Here is a 17,855-nt window from a genome sequence, read left to right as displayed (position 1 = left end):
AAGCGGGATCCGGTCCGTCGGACGATGCTCTAGTCGATCGAGCGGCGGATCAGCATCGCGAGGCCGAACACCACGCCGGCGCCCGCCACCACGAGGCTCATCCACAGCAGGCGCCGCGGCTGCTGGGCCGATTCCGGCAGGACCGGTGCGACGACGAGGCTGAAGAACTCGATCTGCCGGTCGGCGATCATCCGCGACCGCTCCCGCGCCGCGATGGTCGCGGCGTAGAACTTCTCGGTGGTCTTGCGCTCCTCGTCGAGCTGCTCGAACCGGGTCAGGGTGTCGGCCAGGACCTTGCGCTGCTGCGGGTCCTGGGTCGTCGCCTGCCGCTCGATCCGGCCGATCTGCTCGTCGAGCTGGGCGATCTGCGCCTTCAGGTCCTGGATCGTGCGGGTGTCCTCCCGCAGGTCGCGCTGGAGCAGGTTGAGCTTCACCGCGAGGTTGATCCGGACCGAACGGATCTCGCCGAGCATCTTGAGGTTGGCGTCGTTGACCGCCTCGGCGTCGAGGACACCGTCGCGGTTGCGCAGGTCGCGGACGGCGACGTGGAGCCTGGTCAGCTTCTCCTCGGCCCGCGCCATCTCGCGGTCGCTCTCGGCCAGCGCGTCGTTGCGGGAGCGCTGGGTCAGGTCGTTGACCATCCGCTCGGCCTCGGCGACGACCGCCTTGGCCAGCGCCAGGGCGTCCTCCGGCGCGAAGGCGTTCACCGTCACCACCACGATGCCCGACGTGCCCTCGACCCGCACCTCGACCCGCTTCTGCCAGTAGCGCACCAGCTTCTCGATCGGCAGGTCGGGGTCGAAGCGCGAGACGGCATCGATCGAGGAGCGCGAGAACATCTCGCGCACCGGCAGGACCTTCTCGACCGCCTCGACCATCGGCCGGCTCTCGACGTAGTCCAGCACGATCGCGGTGTCCTGGGCGATCAGCTCCTTCGGGACGCCGCTGGAGGTGCCGATCTGATCCGGCGTCGCCTTCTCGGCGCCCCCGACCGCCGGCCGGATCGCGAAGCGCGTCTCGGTCACGTAGCGGTCCGAGAGGTACAGCCCGTAGAACGCGGCGCCGGCGAGCGCCGGGATCACGAACAGGGCCACGAACAGGATCGGCGTGATGATGTCGCGCCGGCCCTGCGCCCGGATCGCCCGCATGCCCTTCTTCGGATCGGAGAAGCGCGACACCCGCGCCATCTGGCGCAGGGACTGGGAGATCATGCGCGAGCGGTCGGCCGGGCTGAGCGGCTGGCCTTCCGGGTTGCGGGCGTCGACCGTCATGCGGCGGGGTTCCGGTTGGGGGAGGCGGCGAGCGGGGACGCGGGGCGGCGCGGGCGCCTCATACGGTTTCTGACGGATCGCTCGGCGACTGCGCCGCACTCGCTTTCGCGATGCACAAACCGGTGTCGCTCATGCGCCGCGCGGGCTGCGACACGGCTTTGGAACGAGTTGTTCAAAAGCCGTGTCATTGGTTCAGCCGCTTGTAGACCTCGATGGCGTCGTTGATGTCGGGATAGATCACCGCGCGGCCGTTGGCGATGACGATGCCCTGGCTGCAATAGGCGCGCAGCGAGTCCATGCCGTGCGAGATCATGATGATGTCGGCATTGGCCCGGCGCTTCGACCACACCTCGTCGCAACGCTTGGCGAAGCGCGCGTCGCCGACCGCCGTGACCTCGTCGACGAGGTAGCAGTCGAACGGGATCGCCATGCTCATGCCGAAGGCGAGCCGGGCGCCCATTCCCGAGGAGTAGGACGAGATCGGGACGTTCATGTACTCGCCGAGTTCCGAGAAGTCCTCGACGAATTCGAGCACCTTGCGCGGATCCTCGCCGTGGATGCGGGCGACGAAGATGACGTTCTCCTTGCCCGTCATCAGCGGATGGAAGCCGCCCGAGAAGCCGAGAGGCCAGGAGACCCGGGTGGTGCGGATGACGCGGCCGCGGGTCGGCATGTCGGTGCCGGCCATCAGCCGCATGGTGGTGGACTTGCCCGCCCCGTTGATGCCGAGGATGCCGTAGCTGACGCCCGGCTTGAGGGTGAGCGAGGTGCGGTCGAGGATGACCCGGCGGTGCCCGTTGGTCTTGTAGATCTTGGTGACCGAGTCGAAGCGGATCATGGCGCGAGGGTCCGTTCCACGGGGCGCGCGGCGGCGCCCGGCCCGGCGGGGTCCCTGCGCCGCAAAAGCGGCGAATCTGAGAAAACAGGCCCGGCCGCGCCGCCGTTCGGGAGGCGCCGGCGGCAGGACGCCGCGTCGCGGCGACGGACATGAAAAAAGCCGGGCGAAGCCCGGCTTGGTCGTGAGAGGCGTCCGGCGGGGCCGGCGCCGCTTGGTCGTGGGCGGCGTCCGGCGGGGCCGGCGCCTCAGCCGAGGTTGAGGCGGTCGGCCTTCAGGGCGCGCAGGGTCTCGGGCAGCGCGTCGAAATCGGCGTAGCCCGCCTCGCGCGCGAGGGCGTCGAGCGCCTGCCGCTCGTTCTCGGCGCCGCCGGTCCACAGCACCGCGCCGGTGGTCGTCTGCTTGATCTGGAAAATCGCCACCAAACCGCTCCCTTGCCCGTGACTCTTGCCTGTGACTTTGCTGCATCAGTAACGCATGGCGGCCGGATCGGTTGCAAGCGCCTGCGCGCACGCGGCCCTGGATAAGTCGGTCGGCGGGAACCTTGAGGCTGGACCGTGACTTGGTGCCCGGTGAAGACTTGGTGCCCGGTGAAGGTCGCCGTGCAGCCGGCTCGCCCCGCCCTGGCTGCCGCCGGCGGAAGGCGCTAAGGTTCGCCGGGTCCCGCCGGGACGCCCGGCAGGATCGCGCTCCGCCGGCAGGGTCGCCGCCACGGGAGTTGGATGCCGCATGTCTCCTGTCCGCCTCGACCTGATGCCGATCGACGCCTTCTCGGACCTGGGGCTGCACGACAAGAACCGCTATCTCCAGCGGCTCGCGGACGAGTTCTGCCGCAAGACGGCCCGGCCGGCGATCGCCCTCGATCGCGACGCCCTGAGCCGGTTGCGGCGGTTCTACAGCCGGCGCAGCCTCGCCGACCTCAAGCTTTCCGTCTCCGAGCCCTCGACGACCCTGGACCGGGCGCTGCGCGACCTCGGCCATGCGGTGAAGCTCAACGACCGGCGGACCGACATCGTCGGCGCCCTGGTCGCCGAACTGCCCGCCCCGGTCCCGGCGATCCCGGACCCGTACCGGCCGGCGCCCCGGGAGGAGGCCGAGCCGCAACTGTCGTTCTTCGCGCCGAGCATCTACGATGCGCCGCTCAAGGACGACATCAACCTGATGGACATCGCCCCGTTCTCGCTGAGCAAGAACCGCCGCGACGGGGTGATCCGCTACGAGCTGAAGGACTGCATCATCACGATCGACGGCAGCGCCTCGGCCGGGCTCGCCACCGTCTTCGACTACGACATCTTCCTGCACATGGTGTCGAGCCTCGCCGATGCGGTGCGCCGCTACCGGATCGACCAAGCCAAGGGCCTGCGGGTCGACCTGCCGGGCCGGGTCTACCGGCCCAACACCGCCCACATCCTGCGCTTCTGCCGGCGCAACTCGGGCGGCAAGCAGTACAAGGACATCGAGGCCGCCCTCGACCGGCTCCAGGGCACCCGGATCAAGATCGTCAACCTCCTCAACGGGCGCCGGCGCGAGGTGGTGTCGATGCCGCTGATCCAGATGTTCAGGGTCGTCAGCAAGACCGTCACCGGCAACATCGACGTCGTGGAGATCGGGATTCCCGACTGGGTCTACGACGGCGTGGTCCACGGCGACACCGCGCCGCAGATCCTGACCCTCAACCCGGAATACTTCCTCATCAACCAGGGGATCGGACGCTTCATCTACCGGCTGGCGCGCAAGGCGGCGGGCCAGGGCGAGGCGCGCTACGGCATGTCCGAGATGCTGAAGCGCAGCGGCTCGCCGCAGGCGCTGCCGCAATTCGCCCACAAGGTGCGCCAGTTCGTGACCCAGACGCAGGTTTTTCCGTTTCCGGACTACGAACTTGAGATCGTCGCCGGGCGGCGCGAGGACGTCCTGCTGATGAAGGCGCGCCAGGAGGATGCGCCGCTCGGGGTCCGCTCCGCCGAACTGCTGCTCTGATCCGGCTCAGGCGCGCCCCGGCGCCGGCATCGCCTCGACGGGCCCGGCGCTGCCCGCCGGATCGGTCCCGATGCGGCCCCAGCCCGGCAGCTTGAGCGCCGGACGGCGCAGGTCGAGGCCCAGCACCGCGCCGAAAAGGTTGATCTCGACGCCCTCGACCCAGCCGAGCGTCAGCCCGGCATAGCCGCGCCACGTCACCTGCCAGCCGGTGCGGCTCGGGGTCGGCGCGACGATCCGCTCGGAGAAGTCCTTGCCCAGCGCGGTCGGCGGCAGGGCGGCGCCGAGGTCCGGCACGGCGCGCAGGACCTGCGCCACGAAGGTGTTGGAGTTCGGCCCCGGCCAGACCGTGTAGCTGCCCGCCGCCCGGTACGGGTAGACCGCCACCGCGGCGCGGATCCGCGGCACCGCCCGGGCGGCGGCCTCGCCGTCGAGGGCGAGCACCACCTGGGGCGGGTTGCCGAACCAGCGCGCATCCGCCGCGTAGGCGTCGGTCCGCACCGGCAGGCCCCAGCCGACCACGTCGAAGCGGGTGTAGCGGGCTGCGCCCGCCTCCTTGACGACGATCCAGCAATGATGGGCGAAGATGCCCCGCCAGAGCCCGACCCGGGCGGCGTAGACCCGCACCATCGCGCCCGGCATCGCGGCGGCCGGCGGCAGCAGGCGGGCGCTCGACCAGTCGGCGGTGGCCCAGTCCGGGGTCGGGTCGTTGCGGCTGAGCCACCACACCGCGTGGGCGGCGAGCGGCGCCAGGAACAGCACCGCGACCGCGAGGGCGAGCCGGCCCAGCAGGCCGGCGAGGCGCGGGAGCACGGGAGGCCGAGGGTCAGTCGATCCAGCCCCGCAATTCGCGCGCGACGACGTGCGCGATCACCCGCATGCCGTCCGGCCCGTCGTTGAGGCACGGGATGTAGGCGAAACGCTCGCCGCCGGCCTCCTCGAAATAGTGCCGGTTCTCGCCGTCGAGTTCCTCCAGGGTCTCCAGGCAGTCGGCGGTGAAGCCCGGGGCCACGATGGCGAGGCGCTTGACCCCCTCGGCCGCCAGCGCCTTCACGGTCTCGTCGGTGTAGGGCTTGAGCCATTCCTCGTTGCCGAAGCGCGACTGGAACGTCACCCGCATCCGTTCGGGCGAGTAGCCGAGCGCCTCCCGCAGCAGCCGCCCGGTCTTGTGGCACTGGCAGTGATAGGGGTCGCCCTTGAGCAGGTAGCTCTTCGGCACGCCGTGGAACGAGGTCAGGATCACCTCGGGCTCGAAGTCGAGCTTCGCCAGCCCGTCCCGGATCGAGTCGGCGAGCGCCGCGATGTAGACCGGGTCGTCGTGATAGGGCGGCGAGACCCGCACGGTCGGCTGCCAGCGCATCCTCATCAGCGCCCGGAACGCCTGGTCGCAGGCGGTGGCCGAGGTCGCGGCGGCGTATTGCGGGTAGAGCGGCACCAGCAGGATGCGGTCGCAGCCCTGGTCGAGCAGCGCCTGGATCCGCTTGTCGACCTCCGGCTTGCCGTAGCGCATCGCCCAGTCGACCACGACCCGGTCGCCCATCGCCGCCTGGAGCTTCTCCGCCTGCCCGCGGGTGATGGTCTTGAGCGGGCCCTCGTCGCGCTCGGTGTTCCACACCGAAGCGTAGTCGCGCCCCTTCGGCCCGGGGCGCTTGGTGAGGATGACGAGGTTGAGCAGCGGCCACCAGATCGCGCGGGGCACCTCGATCACCCGCCGGTCGGACAGGAACTCCTTGAGGTAGCGGCGCATCGGCCAGTAGCTCGTGCCCTCGGGCGTGCCGAGATTCATCAGCAGCACGCCGACGCGGCCCCACTTCACCGGCGGATGCCCGCTGGGCAGGGTGCCGGCCCCCGGGGCCAGCGGGGTGGCGCCGCGCTCCAGGACGGCCGTCTGTGTCACCTCGGTCATGATCGCTCGGATTTTCCTCAGGGGAAGGCTGCGCCCGCCTTGCAACGGGCCTTAGATAACGCACGATGCGCGCGATCCAACGCGGCGGAGCCGCGCGGCCCGCCCGACATCCGCCGGTCATCGCGGCCGGATACGGGCGGCCGAGCCGGATCGATCGTTGGAGATGTCGCCGCTCATGTCTCGCCCCAACCGCCGCCAGACCCTCGGCCTCGGGCTCGCGGCCGGGCTCGCCCCCCTCCTGCACGACGGGACCGCCCGGGCCCAGGGGGGGCGCCTCTCGGAGGCCGACTTCACCCTCGTCCTCGTCAACGACATCTACCGGATGGGCACCGAGGACGGCCGCGGCGGCTTCCCGAAGCTCGCCGCCATCGTCAAGGCCGAGCGGGCGCGGGGCGTGCCGGTGCTGGTCTGCCACGCCGGCGATACCCTGTCGCCCTCGCTGCTGTCGGGCTTCGACAAGGGCCGGCACATCATCGCGCTCACCAACCTGATCCGGCCGGACGTGTTCGTGCCGGGCAACCACGAGTTCGATTTCGGCCAGGAGGTGTTTCGCCAGCGCATGGCGGAGGCGACCTTCCCGGTCTTCGCCGCCAACCTGCGGCAGGCCGACGGCACCCCGCTGCCGGGCCTGCAGGATTCGACGATCGTCACCCTCGGCGGGCTCAAGGTCGGGATCGTCGGCATCGCCCTGCCGGAGACCGCCGGCAAGTCCAATTCCGGCGACTGGCGCTTCGGCCCGGCCCTCGACACCCTGCGGCGCGAATCCGAGCGGCTGCGGACGGCCGGCGCCGAGATCGTGGTCGCGGTCTGCCACACCGACCGGGCCACCGACGACGTGCTGGTGGCGAGCCGGCTCGCCGACATCGTGCTGTCGGGCCACGACCACGACCTCGCCCTGCGCTACGACGGCCGCACGGTCTTCGCCGAATCCGGCCACGACGCCGAGTACGTCACGGCGATCGAGATCCACGCCGAGACCGCCGGCGAGGGCAAGACCCGCCGCACCACCTGGACGCCGCGCTTCCGCATCCACGACTCGGCCACGATCGAGCCCGATCCCGAGGTGCAGGCGGCGGTCGACCGCTACAACCGCGAGTTCGACGGCGTGCTCGACCAGCCCCTCGGCCGCACCGAGACGGCGCTCGACACCCGCACCGGCGCGGTGCGCCAGGGTGAATCGGCCTTCGGCGACCTCGTCGCCGACGCGATGCGGGCGGCGACGGGGGCGGCGATCGCGCTGACCAACGGCGGCGGCATCCGCGGCAACCGGCTCTACCCGCCCGGCACCGTGCTCACGACCCGGGACGTGATGACCGAATTGCCGTTCGGCAACACCACGGTGCTCGTCGCGATCACCGGCGCCCAGGTGCGGGCGGCGCTGGAGAACGGGTTCCACGAGGTCGAGCGTCCGGCGGGCCGGTTCCCGCAGGTCTCGGGACTGCGCGTCACCGTCGACGCCGCGGCCAAGCCCGGGAACCGGGTGCGCGAGGTCACGGTTGCGGGCGAGCCGCTCGATCCGCTGCGGGTCTACGAGGTCGCGGCCAACAGCTTCATGTTCGGCGGCGGCAACGGCTACGGGGTGCTGGCGCAGGGCCGCACCCTGATCGGCGAGACCGACGGCACGCTCGTCGCGACGACGGTGGCGGACTATATCCGCCGCTCCGCGCCGCTCACCATCGAGACCGGGCGCATCGTGATCGTTTAGGACGGGCATGACTCGGACCGACATGACCGATCCCGCGACCGTGACGCAGGCCCTCGCGCGCTTCCGCGAGGGCGGCTCGCCCTGGCTGTCCCTGCCGTTCTTCCGCGACGGCGGCGCCGAGCGGGTCGCCGCCGCGGTTGATGCCCGGGCCGGCGCGGGCGCGACGGTGCTGCCGGCGCCCGGCGACGTGTTTCGCGCCCTTGCGCTGACGCCGCTCAATGCCGTGCGGGCGGTGATCCTCGGCCAGGACCCGTATCCGACGCCGGGGGACGCCCACGGGCTCGCCTTCTCCTACGTCGGCAAGCGACGGCTGCCGGCCTCGCTGAAGGTGATCCTCGCCGAGATGGCCGAGGAGACCGGCTCCGCGGTCCCGACCTCCGGCGACCTCACGCCGTGGGCGCGCCAGGGCGTGCTGCTGCTCAACGCCGCCCTCACGGTCGAGGCCGGACAATCGGGGGCGCACATGAAGCTCGGCTGGGACGCCCTAACCGATGGGGCGGTGGCCGCCGTGTCCGAGACCCGCCCGGCGGTCGCCTTCCTGCTCTGGGGCGCCCCGGCCCGGCGCCGCGCCGCCCTCGTCGACCGGTCGCGCCACCTCGTGCTGGAGGCCGGCCATCCCTCGCCGCTCAACCGACGGGCCGATTTCCGCGGCTCGCGGCCGTTCGGGCAGGCGAATGCTTGGCTCGCCGAGAAGGGGCTTGAGCCGATCGACTGGCGCTTGGCCTAGCGGGGCTGGCATAGCGGGGCGGCGGCAGGTCCGCCGCGACGCCGGGGAGGGCGCCATGCAGGCATTCGACGGGCCGGAGGCGCTGAAGGCGGCGCTCGGGCAGGAGATCGGGGTCGGGGAGTGGATCACCGTCGATCAGGCGATGATCGACCGCTTCGCCGACGCCACCGGCGACCACCAGTGGATCCACGTCGACCCGGAGCGCGCGGCGCGGGAATCGCCCTACCGCACCACGGTCGCGCACGGCTACCTCACCCTGTCGCTGGTGCCGCGCTTCATCGCCGGGGTGCGCCGCCTCGACGGGCTTCGCCTCAGCCTCAATTACGGCCTCGACCGAGTGCGGTTTCCCGCGCCGGTGCTGGTCGGCGCGCGCCTTCGCGGCCGCGTCACCCTCGCGGCCGCCCTGGACGTGCCGCCGAGCGGCCTGCGCGCCACCTACCGGGTCACCGTCGAGGTCGAGGGCCAGGAGCGCCCGGCCTGCCTCGCCGACGCGGTGGTGCTGCACCATTGGTGAGCGGGCCGGCGGGCGAGGGTGTGCAGGTCTGCCCCCGGAATGGGGTGGCGTGCGCCCCGGCGGGGTCGCGAGGTGGTCGGTTCGATGCTCGGTCGCTTATACCAATGCCCCAAGATGCTGACGCATCGGGCCATTGATCCATCTCGAATTTTCGATGCCAAGCCAAAGGCTTGACGAAAATTCAAGAACGGAACCAAAGGTCGTTTTCAACGACCGTTGGTATTACACGTAACTCAGATTCTGGAAGATGAACCAGGGACATCCCCGACGCGAACCCTCCCCCCACTGCGGGGGAGGGTGGCGAGCGGAGCGAGCCGGGAGAGGGGAACCACGCTTCCGGAGAGGTCGCGACCTGGATGAAGGGCGCACCCTGGATCAGCGTCGCGCTCCCCTCTCCCGCCCTGCATCCGCAGGGCACCCTCCCCCGCAGAGGGGGGAGGGTGAGGTCGGTCGTGTTGTCGATCAATCGTCAGGGATAATAAAATGTTTCGATTCTTGCCGATGTACCGCCATCTTCGTAGATCGCCACATATCGCGCCACGCGCCGAAATCACGAGGCCGCCGGATGCCCACGGTCACCATCCAAAATCTCTCCGAGGAAGCCCACTGCGCGCTTGAGGCACTCGCGGCCCGGCACGGTCGCGGCATCGAAGCCGAGATGCGGGAGATCCTCGAATCGGCCGCTCGCCCGGCGGGCCGCGTCCGCCTCGGCTCCGCGCTGTCCGCCCTCGGCCGTGATGCGGGGTTCACGGATGACGATGTCGCGCTAATCCGGCAGGTCCGAGATCGGGAGCCTGCCGACCCGATGACCTTCGAGTGACGCCGCCTCGGGGTGCCGTCCTCACCCCCGGATCATGTCGCGGATCCGGCTGGCCAGCGCCTCGATCACGAACGGCTTGGTCATCACCTGCATTCCGGGTTCCAACTGGCCGCTGCCGAGCACCGCGTTCTCGGCGAAACCGGTGATGAACAGCACCTTCAGGTCGGGCCGCATCCAGCGCCCGGCATCGGCCATCTGGCGGCCGTTCATGCCGCCGGGCAGGCCGACATCGGTGACGAGCAGGTCGAGGCGCACGTCCGATTGCAGCACCTTCAAGCCCGACGGCCCGTCGGCGGCCTCGATCGCGGTGTAGCCGAGGTCTTCCAGCACCTCGGTCACCAGCATCCGCACCGTCGGCTCGTCGTCGACCACCAGCACCGTCTCGCCCTGTCCGGCCCGCGGGACCGGGCCGGAGGACAGGCCGTCGTCGACGTCGTCGGCGGCGCCGTAATGGCGCGGCAGGTAGAGGCACACCGTCGTGCCCTGGTCCGGCTCGGAATAGATCCGCACCTGCCCGCCGGACTGGCGCACGAAGCCGTGGATCATGCTGAGCCCAAGCCCGGTGCCCTGGCCCAGCGGCTTGGTGGTGAAGAACGGGTCGAAGGCGCGGGCGATCACCTCCGGGGTCATGCCGGTGCCGGTGTCGGAGACGCACAGCGACAGGTACTGGCCCGGCGGCAGGTCGCGCATCCGCGCGGCGCGCTCGTCGAGCCAGCGGTTGGCGGTCTCGACCGTGATGCGGCCGCCGTCCGGCATCGCGTCGCGGGCGTTGAGGCACAGGTTCAGCAGCGCGTTCTCGAGCTGGTTGGGATCGACCAGGGTCGACCACAGCCCGGCCGCCCCGACGACGTCGACCGCCACCGCCGGCCCGACCGTGCGGCGGATCAGCTCCTCCATTCCCGCGACGAGGCGGTTCACGTCGGTGGGCTTCGGGTCGAGGGTCTGGCGGCGCGAGAAGGCGAGCAGGCGGTGGGTCAGCGCCGCGGCGCGCTGGGCCGCCCCCTGCGCCGCCGTGATGTAGCGCTCGACATCGGCGACGCGGCCCTGGCGCATCCGCGACTGCATCAGTTCGAGGGAGCCGGTGATGCCGGCCAGCAGGTTGTTGAAGTCGTGGGCGAGGCCGCCGGTGAGCTGGCCCACCGCCTCCATCTTCTGCGACTGGCGCAACTGCTCCTCCAGCTCGCGCTGGATCTCGGCCTGCTGCCTGGCCGCCGTGACGTCGCGCACCGTGGAGAAGATCTGGCCGTCGCGCGGCACGGCGTTCCACGACAGCCAGCGATAGCTGCCATCCCGGTGGCGGTAGCGGTTCTCGAACCGGAACTGGGTCTCGCCCCGGGCGAGGCCGGCGGCGGCCGCCTCGGTCGCGGCGCGGTCGTCGGGATGGACGAAGGCGAGGAACGGCTCGGCCATCAGCGCCGCCTCGCTCCAGCCGAGGGTCTCGGTCCAGGCCGGGTTGAGGCTGACGAAGCGGCCGTCGAGGGTCGCGACGCAGAGCAGGTCGCTCGTCGCCTGCCAGATCCGGTCGCGCTCGGCGGTGCGCTGCGCGACCTCGCGGGCGAGGCTCTCGCGGGAGCGCGCCAGCATCTCGCGGGCCTCGATCTGATCGTGGATGTCGGTGCAGGTGCCGAACCAGCGCAGGATCCGCCCGCCGGGGGCGCGCATCGGCTGGGCCCGGCCCAGCACCCAGCGCCACGCCCCCGAGCGGTGCCGCAGCCGGTACTCGATGTGGTAGGGCTCGCCGGTGGCGAGGCTGTGACGCCACACCGCCCAGGCCCGCTCCTGGTCGTCGGGGTGGAACAGGCCGTTCCAGCCCTCGCCGTCGGTCGAGCCGGCCGGAACGCCGGTGAATTCGTACCAGCGCTGGTTGTAGAAATCGTGAAAACCGTCGGCCCGGGTCGACCACACCATGTGGTCGATCGAGTTGGCGATGGTCTGGAACCGCGCCTCGCTCGCCCGCAGGGCATCCTCGATCTCGCGGCGCTCGTCGATGTCGATGACCGAGCCGACATAGCCGACGAAGCCGCCCTCGGGGCCGAAGCGCGGCGCGGCGGCGTCGATCGCCCAGCGGTAGGTGCCGTCGGCCCGGCGCAGGCGGTACTCGATCCGGAACGGCGCGCCGGCGGCGCTGGCCGCCAGGAAGGCGCGCTCGGTCGGTCCGCGGTCGTCCGGGTGGACGGCGTCGACCCAGCCGAGGCCGAGCCCTTCCGTCTCGCCCTGGCCGGTGAACTCGGACCAGCGCCGGTTGAGGTAGGTGCAGCGGCCGGCCGCATCGGTGACCCACATCATCACCGGGGCGTGGTCGGCCATGTTGCGGAAGCGGGCCTCGCTCTCGCGCAGGCCGCGCTGCGCCTTCACCTGCTCGGTGGTCTCGATGCAGGCGCAGAACATGCCGGCGACCCGGCCGGCCTCGTCGCGCACCGGCGTGTAGCCGAAGGCGAAGTGGGTCTCCTCCGGATAGCCGTTGCGGTGCATCGTGAAGGCGATGTCGCTGCTGTGCGTCGCCTCGCCGGCATAGGCCCGCGCCAGGATCGGCTCGACCTCGTCCCAGATGTCGTGCCACAGCGCCCGGAACGACCCGCCGAGCGCCGCCGGGTGGCGGGCGCCGCACATCTCGGCGTAGCCGTCGTTGTAGAGCGTCGTGTGCGCCGGACCCCAGACGATCAGCATCGGCTGGTGCGAGCCCAGCATCAGGCCGACCAGGGTCTTCAGCGCCGGCGGCCACCGATCCGGGGGGCCGAGCGGCGTCGCCGCCCAGTCCAGGCCCCGCATCAGCGCGCCGCTGCCGCCCCCGCCGGACAGGAAGGAGGGCGCCTCCACCGGGTCAGCCCGCATGGGCGTCCGCCGCAGGGTCACCCGGGCGCCTCGCCGGTCGGCACGGACCGGATCGCGGTAACGGGGCGACGGGAGCGGGATCTGTCTGGGGCATGACGCTGGGATATCGTGGGAGGCCGCGGTCTCGGTCCGCGGCCTGTTCGGCGCAAGTCCCCGTCCCGGGCGGACGGGGCGCCGGCCGGACAACGACGATCCGACGGCTTAGTTTCGCCGCTCGCCGAAAAGACTTCAGCGCGACGGCCCGGTCAGGGCGAACAGCGCGCCCTGCGGGTCGAGGCAGCGGGCGATCCAGCTTCCGCCCGGCACCTGCATCGGGCCCATCAGGACCTGTCCGCCCGCCTCGCCGACCCGCGCCACCGCGGCGTCGAGGGCCGGGACGGTGACGTAGAACAGCCAGCCCGGCATCGGCACCTGCGGCGGCCGGGTCATGATCCCGCCCGAGGAGCGCCCGTCGACGGAGAACAGCCGGTAGAGGCCCATCGGACCCATGTCGAGCGCCTCGTCCGCCGTCCAGCCGAACTGCCCGGCGTAGAAGGCCATGGCCTCGCCGCCGTCCTCAGCGCAGAGTTCGTGCCAGCCGACATGGCCCGGCGCGCCCGGCGCCGACGGCGGGCCGGGCGGCTCGGCAGTCGCGAGGAGTTGGAACGTCCCGCCGCCGGGATCGGCCACCACCGAGAACCGGCCGACGCCGGGAATGTCCTCGGGCGCCCGCAGCAGCCGGCCGCCGGCCGCGACGAGCCGGTCGGTGGCGGCGTCGGCGTCGTCGGCGGCGATCGAGCCGATCCAGCACGGCGGCACGCCCGCCGCCCTGGCCTCGTCCGGCAGCGCCATCACGCCGGCCACCATCCGCTCGCCGGCGCTCATGATGGTGTAGCGGGGGCCCTGGCCGCCCCAGTCGCGGGCGCTCCAGCCGATCACGGCGGCGTAGAAGTCCCGGGCAGCGTCCGGGTCGGTGGTCATCAGCTCGTACCAGACGAACGGCTTGGCAGAGGAGGCGGTCATGGTCGGGCCTTCCGATTCGCGGGGGTGCCGCTGGGGCAGGGCATCGAGGCGGTGATTCGTGACGCGGTGATGGCCGCCGCGCTCAGGCGGCCGGCGAAGCGGGCGGCACGGCCGCCGGATCCATCCACATCAGCTCCCAGATGTGCCCGTCCGGATCCTCGACGCTGCGGCTCGCCATGAAGCCGTGGTCCTGCGGTGGACCCGGATCCGCTCTCCCGCCCGCCGCGACGGCACGGTCCACCACCGCGTCGATCTCGGCGCGGCCGTCGAGGGAGAGGCACAGCAGCACCTCGCTCGCCGCCCGGGCGTCGGCGACCGGGCGCGGGGTGAACTGACGGAACTTGCCGTGGGTCAGCAGCATCACGTGAATCGCTTCGGACAGCACCATGCAGGCGGCGGTCTCGTCGCTGAAATGCGGGTTCTGCCGCCCGCCGATCGCCTCGTAGAAGGCGAGGCTCGCCGGCAGGTCGGCGACCGGCAGGTTCACGAAGATCATGCGGGACATCGCGGGCTCCGATCCGATTCGCGCCCGACCAGCATGCCGCTCCGATTCCCGAAGACAACCATCCCGCCTGTCGGACGTGCCGCTCCGTCGCCACGGCGGAGTTCCGCTCGAACGCCGCCCTGTCTCGGAGATTGACCGTCTCTCGCCTGAGAGACATGCTGGCTCCGTCGCGAGGAGGATCCGCCATGACCGGCCGGACGAGCATGCTGCATGTCCGCGTCGATGCCCGCCTCAAGGCCGAGGCGGCCGAGACGCTCGCCGATGTCGGCCTCACCGTGTCGGACGCCGTCAGGATCCTGCTGACCCGGATCGTGCGGGGAGGCGGCGTTCCAGCCGCGCTGGTCCTCGATCCCGAAGCCCACGACGCGTGGTTCCGTGCCAAGGTCCAGGAGGCTCTGGACGACACGCGGCCGGCGGTTCCGCATCAGGACGCCATGGCGGAGGTTCAGGCCGTGATCGACGGCAAGCGCCGTGCCCGTTCTTGAATGGCGCCCGAGCGCTAATCACCCGAGAGCCGGTTTGGGTGGCCGTTCGTCGTATTCATCGCATGATGCACCTCTTTCCCGGACGACTGCAGCGATAGCGGAAGGAGATCCGGGATCCAGACGTCAGATGTGCCGCGAGGCGGCTCCGTCTGTCAGCACTGTCGCTGAGTATGGACGCTTCGCGACTTCTTGTGCTGGATCCCGGGTCACATTCCGCTGACGCTGCATGCGCCCGGGAAAGAGGTGTCTTTTCTTTTAGACCAAGCATCCGACAGGCTCTGAACTCCGCCGCAGCCCGGCTCAATGGTCGTGCCCGTGCTCGGGCAGGGTCAGGCCGAAATGGCTCACGAGGTCGGCCACCTGGGCCGGGGTGAGGTGGCGCGGGTTGAGGTTGCGCAGGAGCAGGTGGAGCTTCGCGGTCTCCTCGAGTTCCTCGGTGGCGAAGACCGCGGCCTCCAGGGTGTCGCCGGCCACCACCGGGCCGTGATTGGCGAGCAGCACCGAGGAATAGCGCCCGGCGAGCCCGCGGATCGCGTCCGCCACCGCCGGGTCGCCGGGGCGGTAATATGGCACCAGGGCGACGGCGCCGGCCCGCATCAGGCCGTAGGGGGTCAGCGGCGGCAGCACCGCCCGCGGGTCGATGTCCGGCAGCATCGACACCGCGACGGCGTGGGTCGAGTGCAGGTGGACGATCGCCCGGGCCGAGGACCGGCTGTCGTAGAGCGCGCCGTGGAGCGGGATCTCCTTAGTCGGCTTGTCGCCCGAGAGCAGCCGGCCGTCGCGGTCGAGCCGCGAGATCTTTTCGGGGTCGAGGAAGCCCAGGGAGGCGTTGGTCGGCGTCACCAGCCAGCCGCCGTCGTCGAGGCGCACCGAGATGTTGCCCGACGAGCCCGGAGTGAGGCCGCGCTCGAACAGCGAGCGGCCGAAGCGGCAGATCGCCTCGCGCAGGGCGGATTCCATCATGGTGGATTCCTTCGTCATGCGGTCGCGCCCTCGATCAGCGCGAAGCCGAGATCGACCACCTCGCGCCGGCCGCCGGCGCGCACCAGCCGGGCGGCGGTCGCCCCGGCCTCGACCCGGGGCGTGCGGATCGTGGCGAGCGGCTGGGGCATCAGCCGGCCGACGTCGAGGCCGTTATGGCCGAACAGCGCCAGCCGCCCCGGGATCGACAGGCCCCGGGCGAGGCAGTGGAAGTAGCCGCCGAGCGCCATGTCGTCGTTGGAGAAGTAGACCGCGTCGAGGTCGGGCACGCGGGCGAGCAGCCGCTCCAGCCCGTGCCGGCCGGCCTCGACCGAGGACGGCGCCGGCACCCGCTCCTCGCCGTCGAGCGCCAGCCCCGCCTCCGCGAGGGCGCCGCGGAACCCGTCGAGCCGCTTGATCGCCCGCAGGTCGCGCGACAGGTCGTGGCCGAGATAGCCGATGCGCCGGTAGCCGCGCCCGGCGAGGTGGCGGGCGGCGGCGGCCCCGGCGGCGCGGTTCGAGTAGCCGACCACGATGTCGAGCCCCGGCTCGTCGACGTCGAGCAGTTCCACCACCCGCACCCCGCTCGCCCGCAGGCTGCGCACCGTGCCGGGCGTGTGCTCCAGCCCGGTGACGAGCAGCCCGGCCGGGCGCCAGCTCAGCAGCGAGACGACCAGCGCCTCCTCGCGGTCCTGGTCGTAGTCGGTGACGCCGATCACCGATTGGTAGCCGTCGGCCTCCAGCACGCCGGTGGCGCCGCGCAGCAGGTCGGGAAACACGATGTTCGACAAGGACGGGATCACGATGCCGATCAGGCGCGAGCCGGTCGAGGCGAGGGTGCCGGCGATGCGGTTGGGCACGTAGCCGAGGCGCGCCACCGCCGCCTCGACCTGGCTGCGGGTCTTCTGCGAGAACGAGCCGTGGCTGCGCAGCACCCGCGACACCGTGCTCTCGCCGACCTGCGCCTCGCGGGCGACGTCCGCCAGGGTCACGGGCCGGCGCAGGACCTCCCCGGTCAGCGCCTCGTCGTCCGGGCCGGGCCGGACCCGCTCGCCGTCGTCCATCGCCTCTCCTCGCCGCGTCGCCGTGCCCCCCGGCGCCGGTGCCCGGAAGGTGTCACGTCTCGCGGCCGCGCTCAACGGCCCCGACAAGCCGATTGGCAGCGCTGCCAACGACTGTTACACCGTGGTCGTGACGGCGCCGGACGCCATGTCCGGACGAGGTGCCTCGCCTTCCCGATCCACGAGGAGGGCAGGCCGGGAGGACGGTGATGTCGGAGATGGCTCTGCGCGCGGCGGTGATCGGCCTCGGCTCGATGGGGTACGGCATGGCGCAGTCCCTGCGCCGGGCCGGGCTCGGCGTCGCCGGCTGCGACGTGAACCCGGACGCGGTCGCGCGTTTCGCCGCCGAGGGCGGGCGCGGCGCCGCCGGCCCGGCCGAGGCCGCGGCGGGCGCTGCGATCGTGGTCTCGGTGGTGGTCAACGCCGCCCAGACCGAGGCGGTGCTGTTCGGGGACGGCGGCATCGCCGCGGCGATGCCGGAGGGGTCGGTGTTCGTCTCCTGCGCCACCATGGATCCCGCGGTGGTTCGCCGCCTCGCCGCGCGGCTGGAGGAAACCGGCCGGCACTATCTCGACGCGCCGATCAGCGGCGGGGCGCAACGCGCCGCCGAGGGCCAGCTCACCATCCTGGCCTCGGGCAGCGCCGCCGCCTTCGCGGCCGCCCGCCCGGCCCTCGACGCGATGGCGGCCACCCTCTACGAGCTCGGCGACGCCGCCGGCCAGGGCGCGGCGTTCAAGATGATCAACCAGTTGCTGGCCGGCGTGCACATCGCGGCGGCGAGCGAGGCGATGGCCTTCGCGGCCCGCCAGGGCCTCGACCTGAAGCGCGTCTACGAGGTCATCACCGCCTCGGCCGGCAATTCGTGGATGTTCCAAAACCGGATGCCGCACGTCCTCGACGGCGACTACGCGCCGCGCAGCGCGACCGACATCTTCGTCAAGGATCTCGGGATCATCCAGGACATGGCGCGGGCGCAGACGTTCCCGGTCCCGGTCGCCGCCGCGGCGCTGCAGATGTTCCTGATGACCTCCGCCGCCGGCATGGGCCGCGACGACGACGCCTCGGTGGCCCGGCTCTACGCGCAGGTGACCGGGACCGCGCTGCCGGGCGGCGGGCGGGGCTGAGCACGCACTTTGACCCTCCCCCCTCTGCGGGGGAGGGTGGCGAGCGGAGCGAGCCGGGAGAGGGGAACCACGTTTCCGGATCTGGCTCGGCAGCCGCGAAGTGCGCCACGTTCTGAGCCGTCGCGATCCCCTCT

17 protein-coding genes are annotated in these 17,855 nt (G+C 71.7%); 7 read left to right on the top strand and 10 right to left on the bottom strand.

The window, feature by feature from the left end:
• Positions 1-29: 29 nt before the first annotated feature.
• The 3 genes from EOE48_RS18260 to EOE48_RS29260 all read right to left on the bottom strand — a co-directional run bounded on the left by EOE48_RS18260 (position 30) and on the right by EOE48_RS29260 (position 2,528).
• Positions 30-1,271 (bottom strand): KpsE/RkpR family capsule polysaccharide export protein, encoded by a 1,242-nt coding sequence (locus EOE48_RS18260; RefSeq protein ID WP_127731745.1) that lies wholly within the window; start codon positions 1,269-1,271, stop codon positions 30-32.
• A 184-nt stretch (positions 1,272-1,455) separates the two neighbouring features.
• Positions 1,456-2,109: an ABC transporter ATP-binding protein gene (locus EOE48_RS18255; protein WP_127731743.1), complete on the bottom strand. Its 654-nt coding sequence runs from the start codon at positions 2,107-2,109 to the stop codon at positions 1,456-1,458.
• A 245-nt stretch (positions 2,110-2,354) separates the two neighbouring features.
• Positions 2,355-2,528 carry a hypothetical protein gene (locus tag EOE48_RS29260; protein ID WP_187371462.1) on the bottom strand — a complete coding sequence of 58 codons (174 nt, stop codon included), beginning with the start codon at positions 2,526-2,528 and terminating at the stop codon, positions 2,355-2,357.
• Positions 2,529-2,835: 307 nt separating this feature from the next.
• Here EOE48_RS29260 and EOE48_RS18250 point away from each other — a divergent pair, with 307 nt between their 5' ends.
• Positions 2,836-4,083: a replication initiator protein A gene (locus EOE48_RS18250; protein ID WP_127731741.1), complete on the top strand. Its 1,248-nt coding sequence runs from the start codon at positions 2,836-2,838 to the stop codon at positions 4,081-4,083.
• A gap of 6 nt (positions 4,084-4,089) precedes the next feature.
• Here the strand turns inward: EOE48_RS18250 and EOE48_RS18245 are convergent, their stop codons facing one another.
• Together EOE48_RS18245 and hemH are read right to left on the bottom strand one after the other, a co-directional pair.
• Positions 4,090-4,893 (bottom strand): DUF3750 domain-containing protein, encoded by an 804-nt coding sequence (locus tag EOE48_RS18245; protein ID WP_127731739.1) that lies wholly within the window; start codon positions 4,891-4,893, stop codon positions 4,090-4,092.
• 13 nt (positions 4,894-4,906) lie between these two features.
• Positions 4,907-5,986 (bottom strand): ferrochelatase, encoded by a 1,080-nt coding sequence (gene hemH, locus EOE48_RS18240; protein ID WP_127731737.1) that lies wholly within the window; start codon positions 5,984-5,986, stop codon positions 4,907-4,909.
• Positions 5,987-6,161: 175 nt separating this feature from the next.
• On the opposite strand from hemH, the gene EOE48_RS18235 reads away from it, so the two are divergent.
• The 4 genes from EOE48_RS18235 to EOE48_RS18210 all read left to right on the top strand — a co-directional run bounded on the left by EOE48_RS18235 (position 6,162) and on the right by EOE48_RS18210 (position 9,752).
• Positions 6,162-7,691 carry a bifunctional metallophosphatase/5'-nucleotidase gene (locus EOE48_RS18235; RefSeq protein WP_127731735.1) on the top strand — a complete coding sequence of 510 codons (1,530 nt, stop codon included), beginning with the start codon at positions 6,162-6,164 and terminating at the stop codon, positions 7,689-7,691.
• A 22-nt stretch (positions 7,692-7,713) separates the two neighbouring features.
• Positions 7,714-8,418, top strand: coding sequence for a uracil-DNA glycosylase (ung, locus tag EOE48_RS18230; RefSeq protein ID WP_127731791.1), 705 nt, complete (start codon positions 7,714-7,716; stop codon positions 8,416-8,418).
• Positions 8,419-8,473: 55 nt separating this feature from the next.
• Positions 8,474-8,932, top strand: coding sequence for a MaoC family dehydratase (locus tag EOE48_RS18225; RefSeq protein WP_127731733.1), 459 nt, complete (start codon positions 8,474-8,476; stop codon positions 8,930-8,932).
• A 565-nt stretch (positions 8,933-9,497) separates the two neighbouring features.
• Positions 9,498-9,752 carry a FitA-like ribbon-helix-helix domain-containing protein gene (locus EOE48_RS18210; RefSeq protein ID WP_127731729.1) on the top strand — a complete coding sequence of 85 codons (255 nt, stop codon included), beginning with the start codon at positions 9,498-9,500 and terminating at the stop codon, positions 9,750-9,752.
• Positions 9,753-9,773: 21 nt separating this feature from the next.
• Here EOE48_RS18210 and EOE48_RS18205 read toward each other — a convergent pair whose 3' ends face one another.
• From EOE48_RS18205 to EOE48_RS18195, 3 genes are all read right to left on the bottom strand, one after another.
• Complete coding sequence (locus tag EOE48_RS18205) at positions 9,774-12,584, bottom strand: PAS domain S-box protein (protein WP_246154581.1); 2,811 nt, start codon at positions 12,582-12,584, stop codon at positions 9,774-9,776.
• Positions 12,585-12,812: 228 nt separating this feature from the next.
• A complete protein-coding gene (locus EOE48_RS18200; RefSeq protein ID WP_127731727.1) occupies positions 12,813-13,586 on the bottom strand; it encodes a VOC family protein in 774 nt (257 codons plus the stop codon).
• Positions 13,587-13,668: 82 nt separating this feature from the next.
• Positions 13,669-14,091 carry a VOC family protein gene (locus EOE48_RS18195; RefSeq protein ID WP_127731725.1) on the bottom strand — a complete coding sequence of 141 codons (423 nt, stop codon included), beginning with the start codon at positions 14,089-14,091 and terminating at the stop codon, positions 13,669-13,671.
• 185 nt (positions 14,092-14,276) lie between these two features.
• Between EOE48_RS18195 and relB the strand changes: the two genes are divergently transcribed.
• The gene (gene relB, locus EOE48_RS18190; RefSeq protein WP_127731723.1) at positions 14,277-14,576 is read left to right on the top strand and encodes a type II toxin-antitoxin system RelB family antitoxin; all 300 of its coding nucleotides are present in this window, start codon (positions 14,277-14,279) and stop codon (positions 14,574-14,576) included.
• Between the two features lie 300 nt (positions 14,577-14,876).
• Here relB and otnC read toward each other — a convergent pair whose 3' ends face one another.
• Positions 14,877-15,539: a 3-oxo-tetronate 4-phosphate decarboxylase gene (otnC, locus tag EOE48_RS18185; protein WP_127731787.1), complete on the bottom strand. Its 663-nt coding sequence runs from the start codon at positions 15,537-15,539 to the stop codon at positions 14,877-14,879.
• Between the two features lie 14 nt (positions 15,540-15,553).
• Positions 15,554-16,600 (bottom strand): LacI family DNA-binding transcriptional regulator, encoded by a 1,047-nt coding sequence (locus tag EOE48_RS18180; RefSeq protein WP_127731721.1) that lies wholly within the window; start codon positions 16,598-16,600, stop codon positions 15,554-15,556.
• Positions 16,601-16,806: 206 nt separating this feature from the next.
• Between EOE48_RS18180 and ltnD the strand changes: the two genes are divergently transcribed.
• On the top strand, positions 16,807-17,721 hold the full coding sequence (ltnD, locus tag EOE48_RS18175) for an L-threonate dehydrogenase (protein WP_127731719.1): 915 nt from the start codon (positions 16,807-16,809) through the stop codon (positions 17,719-17,721).
• The last annotated feature ends 134 nt before the right edge of the window (positions 17,722-17,855 follow it).

It is taken from the genome of Methylobacterium oryzihabitans (assembly GCF_004004555.2).
Classification (GTDB): domain Bacteria; phylum Pseudomonadota; class Alphaproteobacteria; order Rhizobiales; family Beijerinckiaceae; genus Methylobacterium; species Methylobacterium oryzihabitans.
The sequence above is the reverse complement of the archived record's forward strand: the minus strand, read 5'-3'. Positions and strand labels throughout refer to the sequence as shown.